Annotated in this window: 9 protein-coding genes and 3 pseudogenes; 9 read left to right on the forward strand and 3 right to left on the reverse strand. The window is 58.0% G+C overall.

Annotated elements, in window-relative coordinates; all coding sequences use genetic code 11:
* Nucleotides 1-12: 12 nt before the first annotated feature.
* Both ACZ5TH_RS16060 and ACZ5TH_RS16065 read left to right on the forward strand, forming a co-directional pair.
* The gene (locus ACZ5TH_RS16060) at nucleotides 13-2,265 is read left to right on the forward strand and encodes a TonB-dependent receptor (RefSeq protein ID WP_464795263.1); all 2,253 of its coding nucleotides are present in this window, start codon (nucleotides 13-15) and stop codon (nucleotides 2,263-2,265) included.
* Nucleotides 2,266-2,436: 171 nt separating this feature from the next.
* Nucleotides 2,437-3,750: an APC family permease gene (locus ACZ5TH_RS16065; protein ID WP_464795264.1), complete on the forward strand. Its 1,314-nt coding sequence runs from the start codon at nucleotides 2,437-2,439 to the stop codon at nucleotides 3,748-3,750.
* An 84-nt stretch (nucleotides 3,751-3,834) separates the two neighbouring features.
* On the opposite strand, the gene ACZ5TH_RS16070 is transcribed toward ACZ5TH_RS16065, so the two are convergent.
* Together ACZ5TH_RS16070 and ACZ5TH_RS16075 are read right to left on the reverse strand one after the other, a co-directional pair.
* Nucleotides 3,835-6,036 carry a TonB-dependent receptor gene (locus ACZ5TH_RS16070; protein WP_464795265.1) on the reverse strand — a complete coding sequence of 734 codons (2,202 nt, stop codon included), beginning with the start codon at nucleotides 6,034-6,036 and terminating at the stop codon, nucleotides 3,835-3,837.
* 298 nt (nucleotides 6,037-6,334) lie between these two features.
* A complete protein-coding gene (locus ACZ5TH_RS16075; protein ID WP_464795266.1) occupies nucleotides 6,335-7,615 on the reverse strand; it encodes a DUF3422 domain-containing protein in 1,281 nt (426 codons plus the stop codon).
* 639 nt (nucleotides 7,616-8,254) lie between these two features.
* Here ACZ5TH_RS16075 and ACZ5TH_RS16080 point away from each other — a divergent pair.
* The 6 genes and pseudogenes from ACZ5TH_RS16080 to ACZ5TH_RS16105 all read left to right on the forward strand — a co-directional run bounded on the left by ACZ5TH_RS16080 (nucleotide 8,255) and on the right by ACZ5TH_RS16105 (nucleotide 15,690).
* Nucleotides 8,255-10,705, forward strand: coding sequence for a GcvT family protein (locus ACZ5TH_RS16080; protein ID WP_464795267.1), 2,451 nt, complete (start codon nucleotides 8,255-8,257; stop codon nucleotides 10,703-10,705).
* 73 nt (nucleotides 10,706-10,778) lie between these two features.
* The gene (locus ACZ5TH_RS16085; protein ID WP_464795268.1) at nucleotides 10,779-11,525 is read left to right on the forward strand and encodes an electron transfer flavoprotein subunit beta/FixA family protein; all 747 of its coding nucleotides are present in this window, start codon (nucleotides 10,779-10,781) and stop codon (nucleotides 11,523-11,525) included.
* 1 nt (nucleotide 11,526) lies between these two features.
* The gene (locus tag ACZ5TH_RS16090; RefSeq protein WP_464795269.1) at nucleotides 11,527-12,456 is read left to right on the forward strand and encodes an electron transfer flavoprotein subunit alpha/FixB family protein; all 930 of its coding nucleotides are present in this window, start codon (nucleotides 11,527-11,529) and stop codon (nucleotides 12,454-12,456) included.
* A gap of 42 nt (nucleotides 12,457-12,498) precedes the next feature.
* A complete protein-coding gene (gene purU / locus ACZ5TH_RS16095) occupies nucleotides 12,499-13,383 on the forward strand; it encodes a formyltetrahydrofolate deformylase (protein ID WP_464772908.1) in 885 nt (294 codons plus the stop codon).
* Nucleotides 13,384-13,434: 51 nt separating this feature from the next.
* Nucleotides 13,435-14,343 (forward strand): bifunctional 5,10-methylenetetrahydrofolate dehydrogenase/5,10-methenyltetrahydrofolate cyclohydrolase, encoded by a 909-nt coding sequence (locus tag ACZ5TH_RS16100; protein ID WP_464795270.1) that lies wholly within the window; start codon nucleotides 13,435-13,437, stop codon nucleotides 14,341-14,343.
* Nucleotides 14,344-14,592: 249 nt separating this feature from the next.
* Nucleotides 14,593-15,690: pseudogene (locus ACZ5TH_RS16105) on the forward strand (IS630 family transposase).
* Here ACZ5TH_RS16105 and ACZ5TH_RS16110 read toward each other — a convergent pair.
* Nucleotides 15,679-15,906 (reverse strand): annotated as a pseudogene (locus ACZ5TH_RS16110) (hypothetical protein); the annotation flags it as partial. The pseudogenes ACZ5TH_RS16105 and ACZ5TH_RS16110 sit on opposite strands and share 12 nt — an antisense overlap.
* Between ACZ5TH_RS16110 and ACZ5TH_RS16115 the strand changes: the two are divergent.
* A pseudogene (locus ACZ5TH_RS16115) lies at nucleotides 15,898-16,372 on the forward strand (IS3 family transposase); the annotation flags it as partial. The pseudogenes ACZ5TH_RS16110 and ACZ5TH_RS16115 overlap by 9 nt on opposite strands.
* Nucleotides 16,373-16,436: the final 64 nt, after the last annotated feature.

Below are 16,436 nucleotides of genomic sequence, written 5' to 3' on the forward strand. Positions count from 1 at the left end.
GGGGAGGTCCTGATGGGCCAGGTAAAATATTTCCGGCTGTCGAGCAGCCTTTTTGCGCTCGCAGCACTGACCGCTACGGAGGCCGTGAACGCGCAGGAGGCCCCGGCGTCTTCGGCCTCGACGGGAGGGCAGTTGGATGAGATTATCGTGACCGCCCAAAAACGGCGGGAGAGGATGCAGGATCTACCCGTTTCAGTGACGTCGCTTTCCGGCAGCGCATTGCAGAACCTGAAGCTGACCGACGCCTCTCAACTCGCGGTCCAGGTCCCGAACCTGACCGTTCAAACGCCCTTCGGTGAAGTACAGCCTATATTCGCCATGCGCGGCGTTTCGCTGGTCGATTATTCGCAGCATCAGCAAGGCCCGATCGGGATGTATGTTGATGAGGACTATAAGGGGGCGGGCGTTTTCCGCGCCCAGCAACTCTACGACATTGACCGGGTCGAGGTGTTGCGCGGACCGCAAGGAACGCTCTTTGGCCGCAACACCACCGGCGGCGCGGTCAATATCTACACCGTGCAACCCGATCTGGACGGTACGGAAGGCTTCGTCACTGCCGGGGTCGGCAACTATGGGCTGCGGGAATTGACCGCCGCCGTCGAGCTTACGCCGGTGCAAGACGTCTTCGGCATTCGTGCCGCATTCGATGGCCGCAAGTCCGACGGCTATCTCCACGCGGTTCAGCCGGGACTCAGGAATTTCGCCAACGACGACAGCTATGCGTTCCGGGTCAATACCGCGTTCCGCCCCAGTCCCGGCCTTCGCTTCAATCTGGGCTATAGCCGCAGCCGTTCCGACACGCGGCCCGCTGGCTACACGGTGACCAATGTCGGCCCCGAAGGTCTAGGATTTGCCGGCATCTTCAATCAGGGGCTTGGCTTCTACGATGTGAACGCGGGCGATCAGGGATATCTCAAGGTCGATAACGACAGCGTCATCCTGCGCGCCGAGTGGGACATGAGTCCCGACGTCGGGATGACGTCAGTGACGACCTACGACAAAGGCCGCTTCCGCGCCTATAGCGATGACGACAGCCGCCCCGAAGGCATCCTCGCGGATGGCAGCGACGCCAAGGCCCGTGTCTGGTCGCAGGAACTTCGTCTGGCTTCGCGCGGCTCGGGACCATTCACCTGGCTCCTTGGAGCCGCCGCGTCTGATGAGAAAATCAGCAGCGCAACCCGTTACGATTCCTATGCTTCCTTTTCCGAGGACGTTGGCGGCACGCCGATCTGCCTGATCGATAATGTGACGGGATGTGTTTATACCAATCAGTTCAGGATGAAGCGCCGCAGCCTTTCCGCATTTGGCCACACGACCTACAAGTTCGACAATGGAATCGAAGTTCAGGTCGGGCTCAGATATTCCAACGATCGCACGGACATCAATGAATATAAGGCCTATCTGGGCTATTTCGATCCGGCGACCGGCACCCCGATTTATGGCGTCAGCACCTTCATCGAGGCACCGCCGCAAGATCGCTTCACCAACCGCAATCTCAGCGGCAAGGCGGCGCTGCGCTACAGGCTTACGAACAACGCCAGCGTGTATGCCAGCTTCAGCCGAGGCTATCGATCGGGCACATTCAATGGCTACGCCTATTTCGATCCCGCAGAGATCACGATCGTCAAACCGGAAATCCTCGACGCTTTCGAAATCGGAGCCAAGAGCGAGCTATTCGGCAGAAAGCTCCGACTGAATGGCGCGGTCTATTATTATAAATATAGGAACCAGCAGTTCCTCGACGTGACGGATCAGGGACTGGAGATTCTGGTGAACGCGCCACGCAGCCGCATATGGGGCGCGGAACTGGAGGCGGCGGCCGCACCCACCAGGAACCTGACGCTTAGCGCGGGGATCGGCTACACCAACGGCAAATTCCAGGATTTGACGTTGAGCGGGGTCGTACTCGACGGCAACAGGCTGACTTCGGCGCCGCGATGGACGCTGAACGGGGCTGTGGATTGGAAGTTGCTTCAGGACACCGACGCAGCGTTCGCGATCCATATGGACGCCCGATATTCAAGCCTTCAATATTTCGACGCCTTCAACACAGCCGATATATCACAACCTGGCTACTGGCTGGTCAACGGTCGGCTCACCAAGCCCATCGGAAATACCGGCCTGGAAATTGGGCTATGGGTCAAGAACCTTCTGAAGAAACGCTATTATGCTTATCTCGTCGACTACAAATCGTTCATGAACGCCAACCTGGCCACACCGGGCGCGCCCCGGACATATGGCGCCGATATTTCGTTCCGCTTCTGATATCCGCGTTGATTTCGCAGTCAGGAAAAACAAGACGAGTGAGAGGGTTCGATCCGATGCGATCAGCCTTTGGGATATAAACGGGATCCAGCATTGACAACATCCACGCAAGACACTGCCACCTCCGGCGCTCTATCTCCCTTAAAGGCGGTAGCTCTTGGATTTGCAGCAATGCAGGTCGGGCCATGTCTGGCGAGCGTACCGACGCTGCTGCTTCAGTTCGGAGGCGCTGGCTCGTGGATCAGTGCGCTGATGACGCTGGGGGTCGCGCTCCTCATCGGGCGCGCGATCACGACCTTCGCCAGCCGGTATGTCGTCAGCGGATCGCTTGTCTCCTACGCCGAAATCGCTTTTGGCGATTGGGGTCAAAGGGTGGTCGGTATATCGCTGATGCTCGGTTATCTCGGCGTGATCGCGATGATCGTAAATGACGAGATATATTATCTGACGAGCCTGCTGTCCGAGACCGGATTTCCCCAGGCGACGAGTTTACCCTGGCAATGCGCCTTAAGTCTCGTCGCTTCCGCCTTCTCGGCATTTTTCGCTTATCGCGGCCCTGATTTGTCCGCCCGCGTTGCAGGATTGCTCGCCCTGATCAGCTTGCCGGTCATCATGGTGGTAATGCTCCTCGCCTTCTCCAACCATCCCGCCGGATTCTTCGATCAGTTCAACACGAGCAAATTCGATGCCGGAGGAATACTCGCGGGGGCGGTATGGGGCATGGCGATCTATGTCGGTTTCGACGGCCTGACTTCGGTCGCATCGGATACGGTGAATCCACGGAAAAATGTTCCTCGCATCCTGACCTACACCCTACTTTTATGTGGAGTGACATGGTCGCTGGGATCCTTGCTTCAATATTCGGTTTTGGCGCCGCATATGAACGACATTCTCGCAGGCAGAACGGCCATATCTGTCCTTGCCGCGCAGGCGGGCCTGCCTGGCTTGACGGCCGAGTTCGACCTTGTGGTCGGCGCTTCGGTCGTGGCATCGACGATCGCGTTCTTCAATTTCGCCGCACGCATCGTGGCGACGGCCGCCCAGGATTCGATGCTGCCAGCATCGCTAGGGATCATAGACCCTGAAAGCCATGCCCCCCGCCGCGCAATTTTGCTGGTAGGCATTATCGGCGCCATCGTGCCGATGCTGATACGGCTGAGCGGAGCCGAAAGCCCTATCGAGGCCATCACCACACTGGCAAGCATCGTGATCAATTTCTGGATGCTGCCCTATTTCCTGATCAGCTTGGGCGCGATCCTGATCCTGCGCCGGGAATCCGTCGCCAGCTTCGCACATTTGGCGCCACCGGCTGCCGGAGCGCTGCTTCTCATTTTCGTGGTCGCTCAGAACTTTATCGCGCGAGAGGGAAAGTGGCACATGCCCGTGATTGCGGCCACTATCCTCGCGATCGCGTTGGGGCTGCTCAAACTTGCTGACCGGACCCGGCAGTCGCAAGACCTGCGAATGCATCCCAGTCCAGAATAACATGCGGCGCCAGTGCGCAGCCGAAGAAAAACGGCCCTTCCGAATGAGTCCGGAAGGGCCGCCAATCAGAGAGGAGATGAAACGTCAGAAATCTTTGCGAAGCTCAATGCCATAACGACGTGGAGGGACGTATGTGACAATTCTGGTTCCGAACAGCGCGATATAATCGAACGCGGATACCTGCTTCGCCGCATTGGTAAAGTTCTTCACAAAGGCGGCGATTTCGAAGCCATTGCGCGAATAACTTATGCGAGCGTTATGCAGCGTAGCGGCGGGAAGCAGGTTCATCGCATTGTTGTCGACCGATGAGTAACGCTTAGACTGATAGCTGAAATCATATACGAAGGCGAGCTGGCCGTTGCCGATGTCGAACGACTTGCGAGCCAGGCCATTGACGGTCCATTTGGGCGCATTAACAGCACCCTGGTCAATTACGCCGCTGTAGCTGGTGTTTACATCGTAAATCTTCGTATGAAGATTTGCTACACCAAATTGGAGATCAAGGCCTCGCATAGGTGTAATAGACAGTTCCATTTCACCACCATACATATAGGCATCATTATTGGTCACAAACGATGTCAGACCCTGAAGCTGGAATGCCTGGAAGCCGGAATAATCATAATAGAATGTGCTGAGATTTAGGCGAACGGCACGATCAAATAGCTTCAGTTTCGATCCCGCTTCGTAGGCGATCATTGTTTCAGCGCCAAAGGGCGTCTGCGCGAGAGATGTGGTTCCGCCCGCGTTGCTATTGAAACCGCTGCCCTTCACGCCTCGCGAGACGCTGGCATAGAGCAGCGCGTCATCACTGGCGGTGTAATCGAGTTGAAGGCGACCGCTCCACAGCCATTCTTTCTTCTTCGCGGCGCGACCGACAGTCGCCTCCGAAAAATCATATCCGAGTAGCGGAGGATTGTAGACGGTGTTGGTGACCCCGTCTCCCAACTCATTATAATATACCTGGGAAGAAAAGCTCTTGGTGTCATGAAGCACCCGCCCGCCGACGGTCAGCTTAAGGCGATCGGTAAGCGCATAATCACCTTGTGCGAACGCCGAATAGGAACGGACATGCTGGTCGAAGACGTTGCTGATATCAAACGCGAACTCCGTGCCAGCATAAGCAGGAAATGAATAATTCTGATAATTGGACTGTTTTATATCCAGAAAATATACACCGCCGGTGAAGTTAAACCTGTCGCCCACTTTCGACACGCGAAGTTCTTCCGACCATTGGTTCAAATTCTGGCCGCTCGGGAAATAGCAGGCATTCAGAGGCGTACCATCGCAATCCTCTGCATAAGCGAATTTGAAGTGCGTGTAGTTCGTGAGAGAAATCAGACTAATTTCGTCCGAGGCGTTCCATTCAAGGCGCAAGGTCGGTGAAATCCGCTCTTTCTTCAGATAGCCGACGGCGTTGAACGCAGTCTTGCGCGCGTCTGGATAGGGATCGCGATATCCCGTGGCGTCGTTCCCCGGGCCGGTGCCATAGGCATCGACATCGGCGGGGAGGAGTTCCGGCGTGCCATTCACCAGATAGGCTGGCTGGGAGTCATAGGTCCCGATCCTTGCACGCGGATTGCGATCATAGGAGATTGCGAAATAGGCTTTGAAATTGTCGCTCAGGTCCCGCTGGATCTGTCCGCGCACGCCAAAGAATTTCTGCGCATTCGTATCAGGACCGGCCGCGTTCTTCCACCAGCCATCCGAATAGTCGAGCATGCCCGAAATACGAAACTGCGTCTTGTCATCCAGCGGGCCACCAACTGCGGCCTCCAGGCGCTTCTGATCATAGTTGCCGATCGTGGCCGACACGAACCCTTCAAACTGCTCTGTCGGCTTCTTGGTGATGAAGTTGGCGAGGCCGCCAGTGGAATTTCGACCGAACAGCGTCCCCTGCGGGCCACGCAGAATTTCTACACGCTCCAGATCATAGACCGGGAAGTTGGTTTCATAAGGCGAGCTGACATAGATATCGTCGAAATAGATGGCGTTGGGCGATTCCTGATTGGTCGAAAAGTCGGTCGCCGCGACGCCCCGCATCGTCAGATTGCCGTTCAGCCCTGAACCGCCGCTCGATTCAAGCACGACGCCGGGAACTTTGGAAGCCAGTTCAGTGGCCGACTGGACCCCCATCGCCTGCATCTGGTCGGACGAGAAGGCAGAGATCGAAAGGCCGACCTTGTCCAGCCGCTGCTCACGGCGCTGCGCGGTCACCACGATGTCACCGCCCAAGCCATCGGGCTGGGGAGCACTCGCATTGGCGTCCTTTCCACCCTGTTGGGCCATAGCATAGCCAGGAACCATGCAGATACCGATTGCCAGCGCTGCTATCGAAGCCCGCATCGCACGCGCGCCGCATGTCTGGAAAAGATCTTGCCCTTTACTCAAGGATTGCAAAGCATAGAAGCTGTTGTGATAAGCCATTGGATAAACCCCCGGATCGTTGTTGGGCGAGGTCCCGGTCGCCAAATTTAAGACGGCCTGAAGATCAGGCGGAAGAAACTATCATACAATACCCTGCGAAGGGTAGCTATGCTTGCCTGAACAGTGCTCTCTTGCCATCGGGAAACGGATAGCTCTTTTATTACCGCGACTTCCGCTCCAGTTGCTCTGGATTGCTTCCCGCTCCCGACTGCCGCAGCAGCGCTTTGCGGAGGCGGTGCAAGCAAAACCAGGTTCCAGCCAATATGAGCGGTGTCGCGACGGACACGATCGCCGAAGCGTGGAGAGCAGGCGCGAAGGGCTCGATTCCCTCAAGCATATGCCCCAGCAGCGACACGCCATAATAGCTGATGGCGACCACGGACAATCCCTCCACCAACTGCTGAAGCCTCAGGGTCATGCTGGTGTTTTGTTCGAGCGAGGCCAGAAGTCTTGCGTTCTGATTTTCGATCCGCGTTTCGATCCGGGTCCTCAGCAAACTGGAAAGATGCGCCGCCAGATTGGCGATCTGCCGCGACCTTTTGGTGAAACTCGCACATGTGCGCACCGCTGGAAGAAAGCGGCGTTGCGTGAAATCAGTGAGCGACTGGCATCCCCTTATCGGCCGGGGAGCCAGTTCGGCCAGCCGCTCATCAACCAGCTGAGCATATGCTGCGGTCGCACTCATTCTATAGTTTGTTGCGCCAGCGAGGGCGCCGATCTCCAATGAGAGCTGACACAGCTCGCTCAGTAGATCGTCGTCGCGGACTTCTGGATGACTCAGCAGTTGACCAAGGTCTCCCAGCTTCGCCTCTGCTTCATGCAGCAATCGCGATTGCGCCTGGGCCACCGGCAAACCCATAAGGGCCAGATTGCGGTAATTTCCTAGTTCCTGAAACCGCTGCACGGTACGCGTGAGGTCGCCGTCACTGGCGCCATTTGCGGCTACCAGAAGCCTGCCATAGCCTTCGGGGCCGATACGAAAATCGGACCAGATGCGAATACCGTCGCCCACATGGCAGGATATCAATTCATCGCCGACGAACGCCATATCCTCCAAGCGGGCCTGAGCATTCTCCTCGTCTTCGACGATATTGATCCTGGTTGCGCGTATCGCAGCGCCCGGCAATTTTTCCATTTTCGAAACAGCGTGGTACGCCGATTCCGACTGGCCAGAGTCTATGAAAAGAGTGACGGTGCTTGCTTCGCTGTGACGCTCCCAAGTGTAGGCTATCCCGCTATGCAGCGTTCCCGAAACATGGCTGGCGCCGGTTAGGCAAGCCGGATTCCCGCTGAATTGGACGACAAAATCGCGTTCCCGCGCCCGATCGCCTTCATCCAGAATGTTGAGTATCTGCACGATCTCCATCGGCGCTGAAAGCCTTGGCCAACGCCGCAAATGCATTTCTTCGACGACCCGCTTGCGGAGATCATGTTCTCTCATGCTCCTCGTCCCCTCATTTGCCCATCCTACCAACGCCTTTCTCGCAACGGCGCATCCGCAGATTTGTGCTGTTCATCCAATTAGATGGAAAGGTGCTGGGCTTGATCCGCATCCCAAATCAGTTCTGGGTACAAAAGCCCGCCATCGGTTCACCATGACGAATATATAGCTGGTGAGTGCTGGCCATGCTCCTACCCTCATCGGAGTAGTTGCCGGATTACAGTCGCAGACTTTACCTTCTGCCATTGCTGCCCTTGAGATATGCGGCGTGCGAGAAGTAGGGTTACGAGAGACGGATGCCACACGTCTAACTGACGGTGGCCCAAATCAGCCGCATTTCCCGTTCGCGCGGCCTTTAAATGGCCCATGCCCCCTAGCCGGCCTGCACAGATACTACCCCGAGCGGGGTATTGTTACACCAGTCCATCATCAGCACTATGCCATCTCTAGAATAGATTTTCTCTTGATGGGTGTGTCGTTCCAATGGCGGATAAACAGTTTGCCGGACGATCAAACGCTCCGATTAAAATTTACAGACCTGGTGCCGGGCGATGACTTGAGAGACCGGCGCACCTTTTCACATGCGCATGTGAATACCTCTGCGCACTCGCCATATCGCAGACATCTGGAGTGTTTTTCGTGACGTCATATCCGAGTTCCGCCGAAGTCGTAATCGTAGGTGGCGGCATCGCAGGATGCTCCATAGCTTACCATTTGACCAAGCTGGGCATTTCCGACGTTGTGCTATGCGAGCGCAAGCAACTGACCTGTGGCACAACCTGGCATGCCGCCGGACTGGTGACCCAGCTCCGCGCAAACCGGCGGATGACAGAGCTTGCCTATTATACGGGGCAGCTGTTCGGACAGCTGGAAGCCGAGACGGGCATGGCAACCGGTTATATGCAGCGGGGTTCGCTGCGCCTCGCCAAGACGCCCGAGCGGCTCGAAGAGCTTGCCCGTGGGGCATCAATGGGACGGAATTTCGGCTTGCCTGTCGAACCTGTTACGCCCGGCCAGATCAAGGAACGCTGGTCGCCGGTAAACATCGACGGCATCGTCGGCGGTTTCTGGTTCCCCAATGACGGTCAGGTCAATCCCATCGACGTAACGATGGCTTATGCAAAGGGCGCGCGCATGGGCGGCGCCAAGATCCTTGAACAATGCCTCGTCAAGAACATCATCGTCGAAGGCGGCAAGGCCGTCGGCGTCATGACCGAGCAAGGCGAAATCCGCGCGAAAAAGGTCGTCATCACCGGCGGCATGTGGTCGCGCGATCTGGCGGCGCAAATCGGCGTAAGCCTGCCCCTGCATGCCGCAGAGCATTTCTACATCGTCACCGAGGCTATCCCGGAACTTCCGCGCAACCTGCCTGTCATGTTCGTCACTGACGAGCACGCCTATTATAAGGAGGATGCAGGGAAGCTCCTGCTCGGCTGCTTTGAGCCGAACGCCAAGCCTTGGGGCATGAACGGCATCTCACCCGATTTCTGTTTCGATACGCTGCCCGAAGATTTCGACCATTTCGAACCGATCCTCGAACTCGCGGTGAACCGTGTGCCGTTGCTGGCCAATGCGGGTATCCAGCTGTTTTTCAACGGGCCTGAAAGCTTTACCCCCGACGACCGCTACCTGCTGGGCGAAACGCCAGAGGTGCGCGGCCTGTTCACCGCTTGCGGCTTCAACTCTGTGGGCATCCTGTCTTCGGGCGGCGTCGGCAAGGTTCTTGCGGACTGGATCAACGACGGCATGCCCCCCGTGGAGTTGGTCGATGTCGATGTCCGTCGCACGGTCTCGTTCCAGACCAACAAGAAATATCTTCACGACCGGACGACGGAGACGCTCGGCGCAATGTACAACATGCATTGGCCCAACCTGCAGATGGAGACCGCCCGCAACGTCCGCCGCAGCCCCTTCCACGATCGCCTGATCGCCAAGGGCGCCTGGATGACCGAAATGAATGGGTATGAGCGACCCGGCTTCTTCAGCATTGCAGGAACGACACCGAAAGTAGAATATTCCTATCATAAGCCGAGCTGGTTCGACGACACTGCTGCCGAATGCCGCAACACGGCGGAGAATGTGTCAGTCTTCGACCTCAGCTGCTATGTGAAATATCTGATGGAGGGCCGCGACGCTCTCAAGGTGCTCAACAAGCTTTCCGCCAATGAAATCGACGTCCCGGTCGGTAAGCTGGTCTATACCCAGTGGCTCAATCCCAAGGGCGGCATCGAGGCCGATGTCACAATCACGCGCCTGTCCGAAACGTCCTTCATGATCGTCACGATCGCTGCGTCGCAGCGCCGCGACATGGCCTGGCTGAAGCGACATATCCCGGACGACGCGCATGCCCATGTGATCGACATCACGTCTGGAATGCCGATGCTGGCCGTGATGGGACCCAAGTCGCGCGAACTGCTACAGAAGATTTCGCCTGCCGACTTCTCCAACGAAGCATTTCCTTTCGGCACCAGCCAGGAAATCGACCTCGGCTACGCGAAGGTCCGCGCCAGCCGCGTCACCTTTGTGGGTGAACTGGGTTGGGAACTCTACATGCCGGCTGAGTTCGCCCAGCATGTGTATGATGTCCTTGTCGAAGCGGGAACGGAGTTCGGACTTCGCGACGCTGGCTTCTTCGCCCTCAACTCCCTCCGCATGGAAAAGGGCTATCGACACTGGGCGCACGACATCGGCGAGGAGGATACTCCGCTGGAGGGCGGCCTGGGTTTCGCAGTCGCGCTGGACAAGCCGGGCGGCTTCATCGGCCGAGATGTGCTTCTGCGTCAGAAGGAAGCAGGCAAGCTCACCAAACGCCTCATCCAGTTCAAGCTGAAGGATCCCGACGCCCCGTTCGTCTTCCACAACGAACCGCTGTGGATCGGTGACCGGATAGTCGGCGACATCTCTTCGGGAGCTTATGGCCATCGCATCGGGGCTTCGCTGGGGATGGGTTATGTCCATCACGAGGATGGCGTCGACAAGGCGTTTCTGGAAGCGAGTAGCTTCGAGGTCGAGATTGCATGGAAGCGGCATGAGGTGGAGGCGCAGTTAGGCCCCTGGTATGATCCAAAGGGCCTGCGCATCAAGGCGTGAGCCGCTCAAGCCAGCATTCTCGCAACAACAGCTACACCCATTGAAGGCGCTTTAGCGTCGCCGGGAGGATATCATGCGCATTCTCGTTCCCGTGAAGCGAGTCATAGATTTCAATGTAAGGCCCAGGGTCAAGGCGGACGGAAGCGGCGTTGACCTTGCCAACGTCAAGATGGCCATGAACCCCTTCGACGAAATCGCCCTTGAGGAAGCGATCCGCCTCAAGGAATCGGGTCAGGCGGCCGAGGTCATCGCCGTTTCCATCGGCCCCGCCAAGGCGCAGGACACCCTACGTACGGCATTGGCCATGGGGGCGGATCGCGCCATCCTTGTCGAGACCGACGCGGAAGTCGAACCGCTCGCCGTCGCGAAAATTCTGAAAGAGATCGTGGCGGAGACCGACCCAGGTCTCGTCATCCTCGGAAAACAGGCGATCGACGACGATGCAAACCAGACCGGACAGATGCTAGCGGGCCTGCTCAACCGGCCGCAGGGCGCCTTTGCAAGCCGGATCAGCGTCGATGGCGACGCAATCGAGGTGACGCGGGAGATCGACGGTGGCCAGGAAACGGTAAGGCTACCCCTTCCAGCGATCATCACTGCCGATCTCAGGCTGAACGATCCTCGCTACGCCTCACTTCCCAACATCATGAAGGCGAAAAAGCAGCCGGTCGCGATAAAGAGTCCGGCAGATTACGGGGTGGATTGCACCCCGCGCATCAAGACCCTGAAGCTGGCCGAGCCGCCTGCCCGCTCCGCCGGTATCAAAGTCACCAATACGGACGCTCTGGCCGTCAAAATCAAGGAAATGGGAGTTGCCTGAGATGAGAACTCTCCTTTTGGTCGAGCATGACAATGGCGCGGTTAAGGACGCCACTCTGCCCGCCGTCACGGCCGCTGCCAAACTCGGCCCCGTCGACCTGCTGGTGGCCGGACTTGCATGCCGTGGCGTGGCAGAGGCGGCTGCACGGATCACGGGCGTCGATAAAGTCCTTCTGGCCGATCACGCCTGTTACGAGCACGCGTTGCCGGAGAATGTCGCGCCGCTGGTGGCGGCCCTCATGACCGACCACGACGCATTTCTCGCCCCAGCGACAAGCATGGGGAAGAGTGTGGCGCCACGCGTCGCCGCGCTGCTCGATGTCATGCAGATTTCGGAGATCCTCTCCGTGGAAGGAGAAAGAATCTTCACCCGCGCGATCTACGCCGGAAATGTCATCGCGACCGTCGAATCCACAGATTCCAAGCTGGTGATCACCGTGCGGGGTTCGGCCTTTCCCATGGCACCCACGACAGGCGGTTCCGCCGCCATCGAGGAGGTTTCCATCGGGGCGGACGCCGGTCTGTCCACTTTTGTGGGTGCGGAAATCGCAAAGCTGGAACGCCCTGAACTGACCTCCGCCAAGATAGTGGTTTCCGGCGGTCGCGCGCTCAAGGATGCGGAAACGTTCGAGCAGATCATCATGCCATTGGCCGACAAGCTCGGCGCGGGCGTAGGCGCCAGCCGCGCCGCCGTCGACGCGGGCTATGCGCCCAACGACTATCAGGTGGGGCAAACGGGCAAGATCGTTGCTCCCGAACTTTATATCGCGGTCGGCATATCGGGCGCGATACAGCATCTGGCTGGCATGAAGGACAGCAAGACCATCATCGCCATCAATCAGGATGTGGACGCGCCGATTTTTCAGGTCGCCGATATCGGGTTCGTCGCCGATCTTTTCACCGCCGTCCCTGAACTGACCGCAAAGCTGTGAAGCCCACGCCGCGCAACTGGGCATAGAATTTTGGAGAAGAATGTGACGACCGATATCCTCACCGTATCCTGTCCGTCAAAGCGCGGGATCGTGGCCGCCATTTCCAGCTACCTGGCAAGCCAGGGGTGCAGCATCTCGGATTCCTCGCAATTCGATGATGTGGAAACCGGCACCTTCTTCATGCGGGTCAGCTTCATCTCCGAAGAAGGGAAGGCGCTTTCGGAGATCGCGGAGGGCTTCACGCCGATCGGCGCAGAATGGAATATGAATTTCGAGTTTCACGATTCCACAGTCAGGATGAAGGTCATCCTGATGGTGTCCCGCTTTGGACATTGCCTGAACGACATTCTGTATCGATGGAAGATCGGCATGCTGCCGATCGACATCGTGGGCGTCATCTCCAACCATTTCGATTATCAGCATCTTGTGCTGAGTCACGACCTGCCGTTTCACCATATCAAGGTGACCAAGGATAATAAGGCTGAAGCCGAAGCCGAACTGATGGCAATCGTCGAGCGCACGCAAGCCGATCTCATCGTCCTTGCCCGCTATATGCAGGTGCTTTCGGACGAACTGTGCCGCAGGATGCCGGGCCGGGTCATCAACATCCATCACAGTTTCCTGCCGGGATTCAAGGGGGCGAAGCCCTATCACCAGGCCCACAAGCGCGGCGTGAAACTCATCGGCGCCACCGCCCATTACGTTACCGCGGAACTGGATGAAGGCCCGATCATCGAGCAGGAAACGATAGCCGTTACACATGCCCAGAGCGCCGACGATTATGTATCCATTGGACGGGATGTGGAGAGCCGCACATTGGCCCGCGCGATCCACGCCCACATACATCATCGCGTATTTGTGAATGGCGACCGGACGATCGTTTTTCCCGCCAGCCCGGACAGCTACGCCGCCGATCGCGTGGGCTGAAATCACCGACGGCACCCGGCCGTCCACAACACCCGAATGACAAGGCTGACCATGGCGAAGATCATTGACGGCAAAATGATGGCCGAGGGCATTCTGGAGACCGTTCGCCGCGACGTGGACGCCTTTCAGACGCGCTGCGGCATCGCGCCCACCTTGGCGGTCATTCTGGTCGGTGATGATCCGGCGAGCCATGTCTATGTCTCGCGCAAGTTGAAGGCCTCCAAGCGGGTCGGCATAGCGTCGATCGAGCGGCGCCTGCCGAGCGAAACGGCCCAGGACGCCCTTCTGGCGGAGATCGATGCGCTGAACATCGATCCCTCCGTGCATGGTATATTGGTCCAGCTACCGCTGCCGCAGCACATTGACGCAAGCGTGGTGCTGGACCGCATTTGCCCGTCGAAGGATGTAGACGGTTTCCACCCCGTGAACGTCGGTCGGCTCTCTACGGGCACTCAGGGACTGATCCCCTGCACGCCGCTCGGTTGTCTTCTTCTGCTTGAAAGCGTGGTGCAAGACTTTTGCGGCCTCAAGGCAGTCGTCATCGGAAAGTCCAACATCGTCGGCAAGCCTGTCGCCCTGCTTTTGCTGGAAAGAGAATGCACCGTCACCGTCACGCACATCAACACGCGGAATCTGCCGTCCATCGTTTCAACCGCCGACATCGTGATTGTGGCCGCTGGCAGTCCCGGCCTGGTGCGCGGCGGCTGGGTCAAGCCCGGAGCGATTGTGATAGACATCGGCATCAACAAGATTGTCGACAAGGATGGCCGGAGCAGGATCGTGGGTGATGCGGTGACTTCCGAGCTGGATCACGCCGCGGCCGTCACCCCTGTGCCCGGCGGCGTCGGACCCATGACCATCGCATGTCTCCTGTCGAATACCGTCCGCGCAGCCAATATGATGACGGCTGGCTCCTCACCGGACGTTCAACGGACCATATCCGTCCCTCGCGTGGCTTAGTGGCCGCACGAGCAGTCAGGGCAAATCAGTTGCTGCGGGGCACCTGCCCATATTGAAGCAACGGATCGGCATCCAGGCCGACATTCACTTCCCCAACCACGTCGATGAACAGCGAAAACAGCTCCAGCGCGCTTCCCCTTGTGCTTTATCCAGCGCGCATCTTCCTTGTTGTTGCCCCCTAGTCACCTGGAACTGAAGTAAGCATCATTATATGGTGCCTATGTCGATCAGGCGGCGGAGGCATGAGAGATGGTGGGTAGGCAAGCGGATTTGGTGGTTTTGAGCGCGGCGGACGGGTCCTTTCTCGAAGGTCAGGTCCGGCGTCGCAAAACACCGCTTTCCCTATCCGACCGGTGCCGAATGGTTCTGCTCTGTGCGGAGGGGCTGCAGAGCAAGGAGGTGGCCGCACGTCTCAATGTCCACGAGCATACGGTGGGCAAATGGCGGCGTCGGCTCGTGCAGGATGGCATTGAGGGGCTGGCCGATGAGTACCGGGCGGGTCGACCCCGTTCAGTATCGGATGGACCGGTGGCTGGGGTGATCGAGCGCACGCTGAACACCAACGCCGAAGGATGCCACCCACTGGTCGATCCGCTCCATGGCAGCCGATTCTGGGTTGTCGCACACCACCATCCGCCGAATCTGGAGTGCATTTGGCCTGCAGCCGCACCGGTCAGAGACATTCAAGCTGTCGAGCGATCCGCTGTTCGTCGACAAGGTGCAGGACATAGTTGGCCTGTACATGTCGCCACCGAACCGGGCGGCCGTGCTGTGCGTGGATGAAAAGTCGCAGATCCAGGCGCTGGATCGCGAGCAGCCGGTCTTGCCCATGGCGCCCGGCGTGCCTGAGCAGCGCACTCATACTTACATCCGCAACGGTACGACATCATTGTTCGCAGCGCTCGATATCGCCACCGGCGCGGTGATCGGCAAGTGCTACAAACGACACCGCGCAACCGAGTTCCTCGACTTCCTCAAGCGGATCGATGCCGAGATGCCCAAGGGACCAGACGTGCACCTTGTGATGGACAACTATGCCACTCACAAGACACCGAAGATCAAGGCCTGGCTAGCGCGTCGTCCCCATTGGCATGTCCATTTTACACCAACATCGGCCTCTTGGATCAATCAGGTTGAGCGTTGGTTCGCCGAATTGACGCGCAAGCAGTTGCAGCGCGTGCCCACCGATCGACGGCGGAACTCGAAGCTGACATCATGGCATTCATTGCGGCTCACAATGAAAACCCCAAGCCATACAAATGGGTGAAGTCAGCCGACGAGATCCTCGCCTCGGTCAAACGCTTCTGCCAAAAAATAATGAACCGAACTTCGGATTCAGGTGACTAGGGGGCCCGACTCATTATGTCGCAACCATATGCGGATGGAAGCGAGTTGGACTGAGGCGAGGAAGTTGTTGTCGCGCTTGTCGTATCGGGTGGCGCCGCTGGGCTTGATGTTGGCCCATACGCCGCGCGCGACCATCTCGGTCCTGAGCGCGGCCCTGTCATAGGCGGGGTCAGCAAGCAGGACGTCGCCGTCGCTCAGGGTGCCGAGCATATCCGCGAACAATACAGGCTGAGCCTTGGCAGCTACGGCCGTCCTCGCATGACGATGGAGTTAAAGAGAAGGGGCTCTATGTTGGCGAGCGCCGGGTCGGACGACTGATGAAGATCAACGGGATCAAGCCAGTTCGCACGCGCAGCCACAAGGTTACAACTGACAGCCACCATCGTCTCGGTGTCGCGGCAAACTGGCTGGATGGTGATTTCGCCGCCAATGCTGCTAATCGTAAGTGGGCCTAAGGCCTGCGCCCATCAATGAGCGGCAAGGGTAATTGTTACGACAATGCCTCCGTCGAGACGTTCTTCAAATCCCTAAAGGCGGAACTCATCTGGCGGCAGCGCTGGCCAACGCGACGGTAGGCAGAAGCTGCCATCTTCCAATACATCAACGGCTTCTAAAATGCCCGTCGTCACCATCATATCTGGGTGGCATCAGCCCGATCGCCTTTGAAGCCAAGGTGGCATAATGAGATAAGTGACCGGCGCAAAACCGTTACAAGTCCAGAAAGGATTCCATCTGCTCAAAAACGC

Source organism: Sphingobium sp. TomTYG73 (assembly GCF_055394245.1).

What these genes read in the sequence shown, in the direction of transcription:
- ACZ5TH_RS16060 (WP_464795263.1), top strand. Translation starts at nt 13, where the DNA reads ATGGGCCAGGTAAAATATTTCCGGCTGTCGAGCAGCCTTTTTGCGCTC.
- ACZ5TH_RS16065 (WP_464795264.1), top strand. Translation starts at nt 2,437, where the DNA reads ATGCAGGTCGGGCCATGTCTGGCGAGCGTACCGACGCTGCTGCTTCAG.
- ACZ5TH_RS16070 (WP_464795265.1), bottom strand. Translation starts at nt 6,036, where the DNA reads ATGGCCCAACAGGGTGGAAAGGACGCCAATGCGAGTGCTCCCCAGCCC.
- ACZ5TH_RS16075 (WP_464795266.1), bottom strand. Translation starts at nt 7,615, where the DNA reads ATGAGAGAACATGATCTCCGCAAGCGGGTCGTCGAAGAAATGCATTTG.
- ACZ5TH_RS16085 (WP_464795268.1), top strand. Translation starts at nt 10,779, where the DNA reads ATGCGCATTCTCGTTCCCGTGAAGCGAGTCATAGATTTCAATGTAAGG.
- ACZ5TH_RS16090 (WP_464795269.1), top strand. Translation starts at nt 11,527, where the DNA reads ATGAGAACTCTCCTTTTGGTCGAGCATGACAATGGCGCGGTTAAGGAC.
- ACZ5TH_RS16100 (WP_464795270.1), top strand. Translation starts at nt 13,435, where the DNA reads ATGGCGAAGATCATTGACGGCAAAATGATGGCCGAGGGCATTCTGGAG.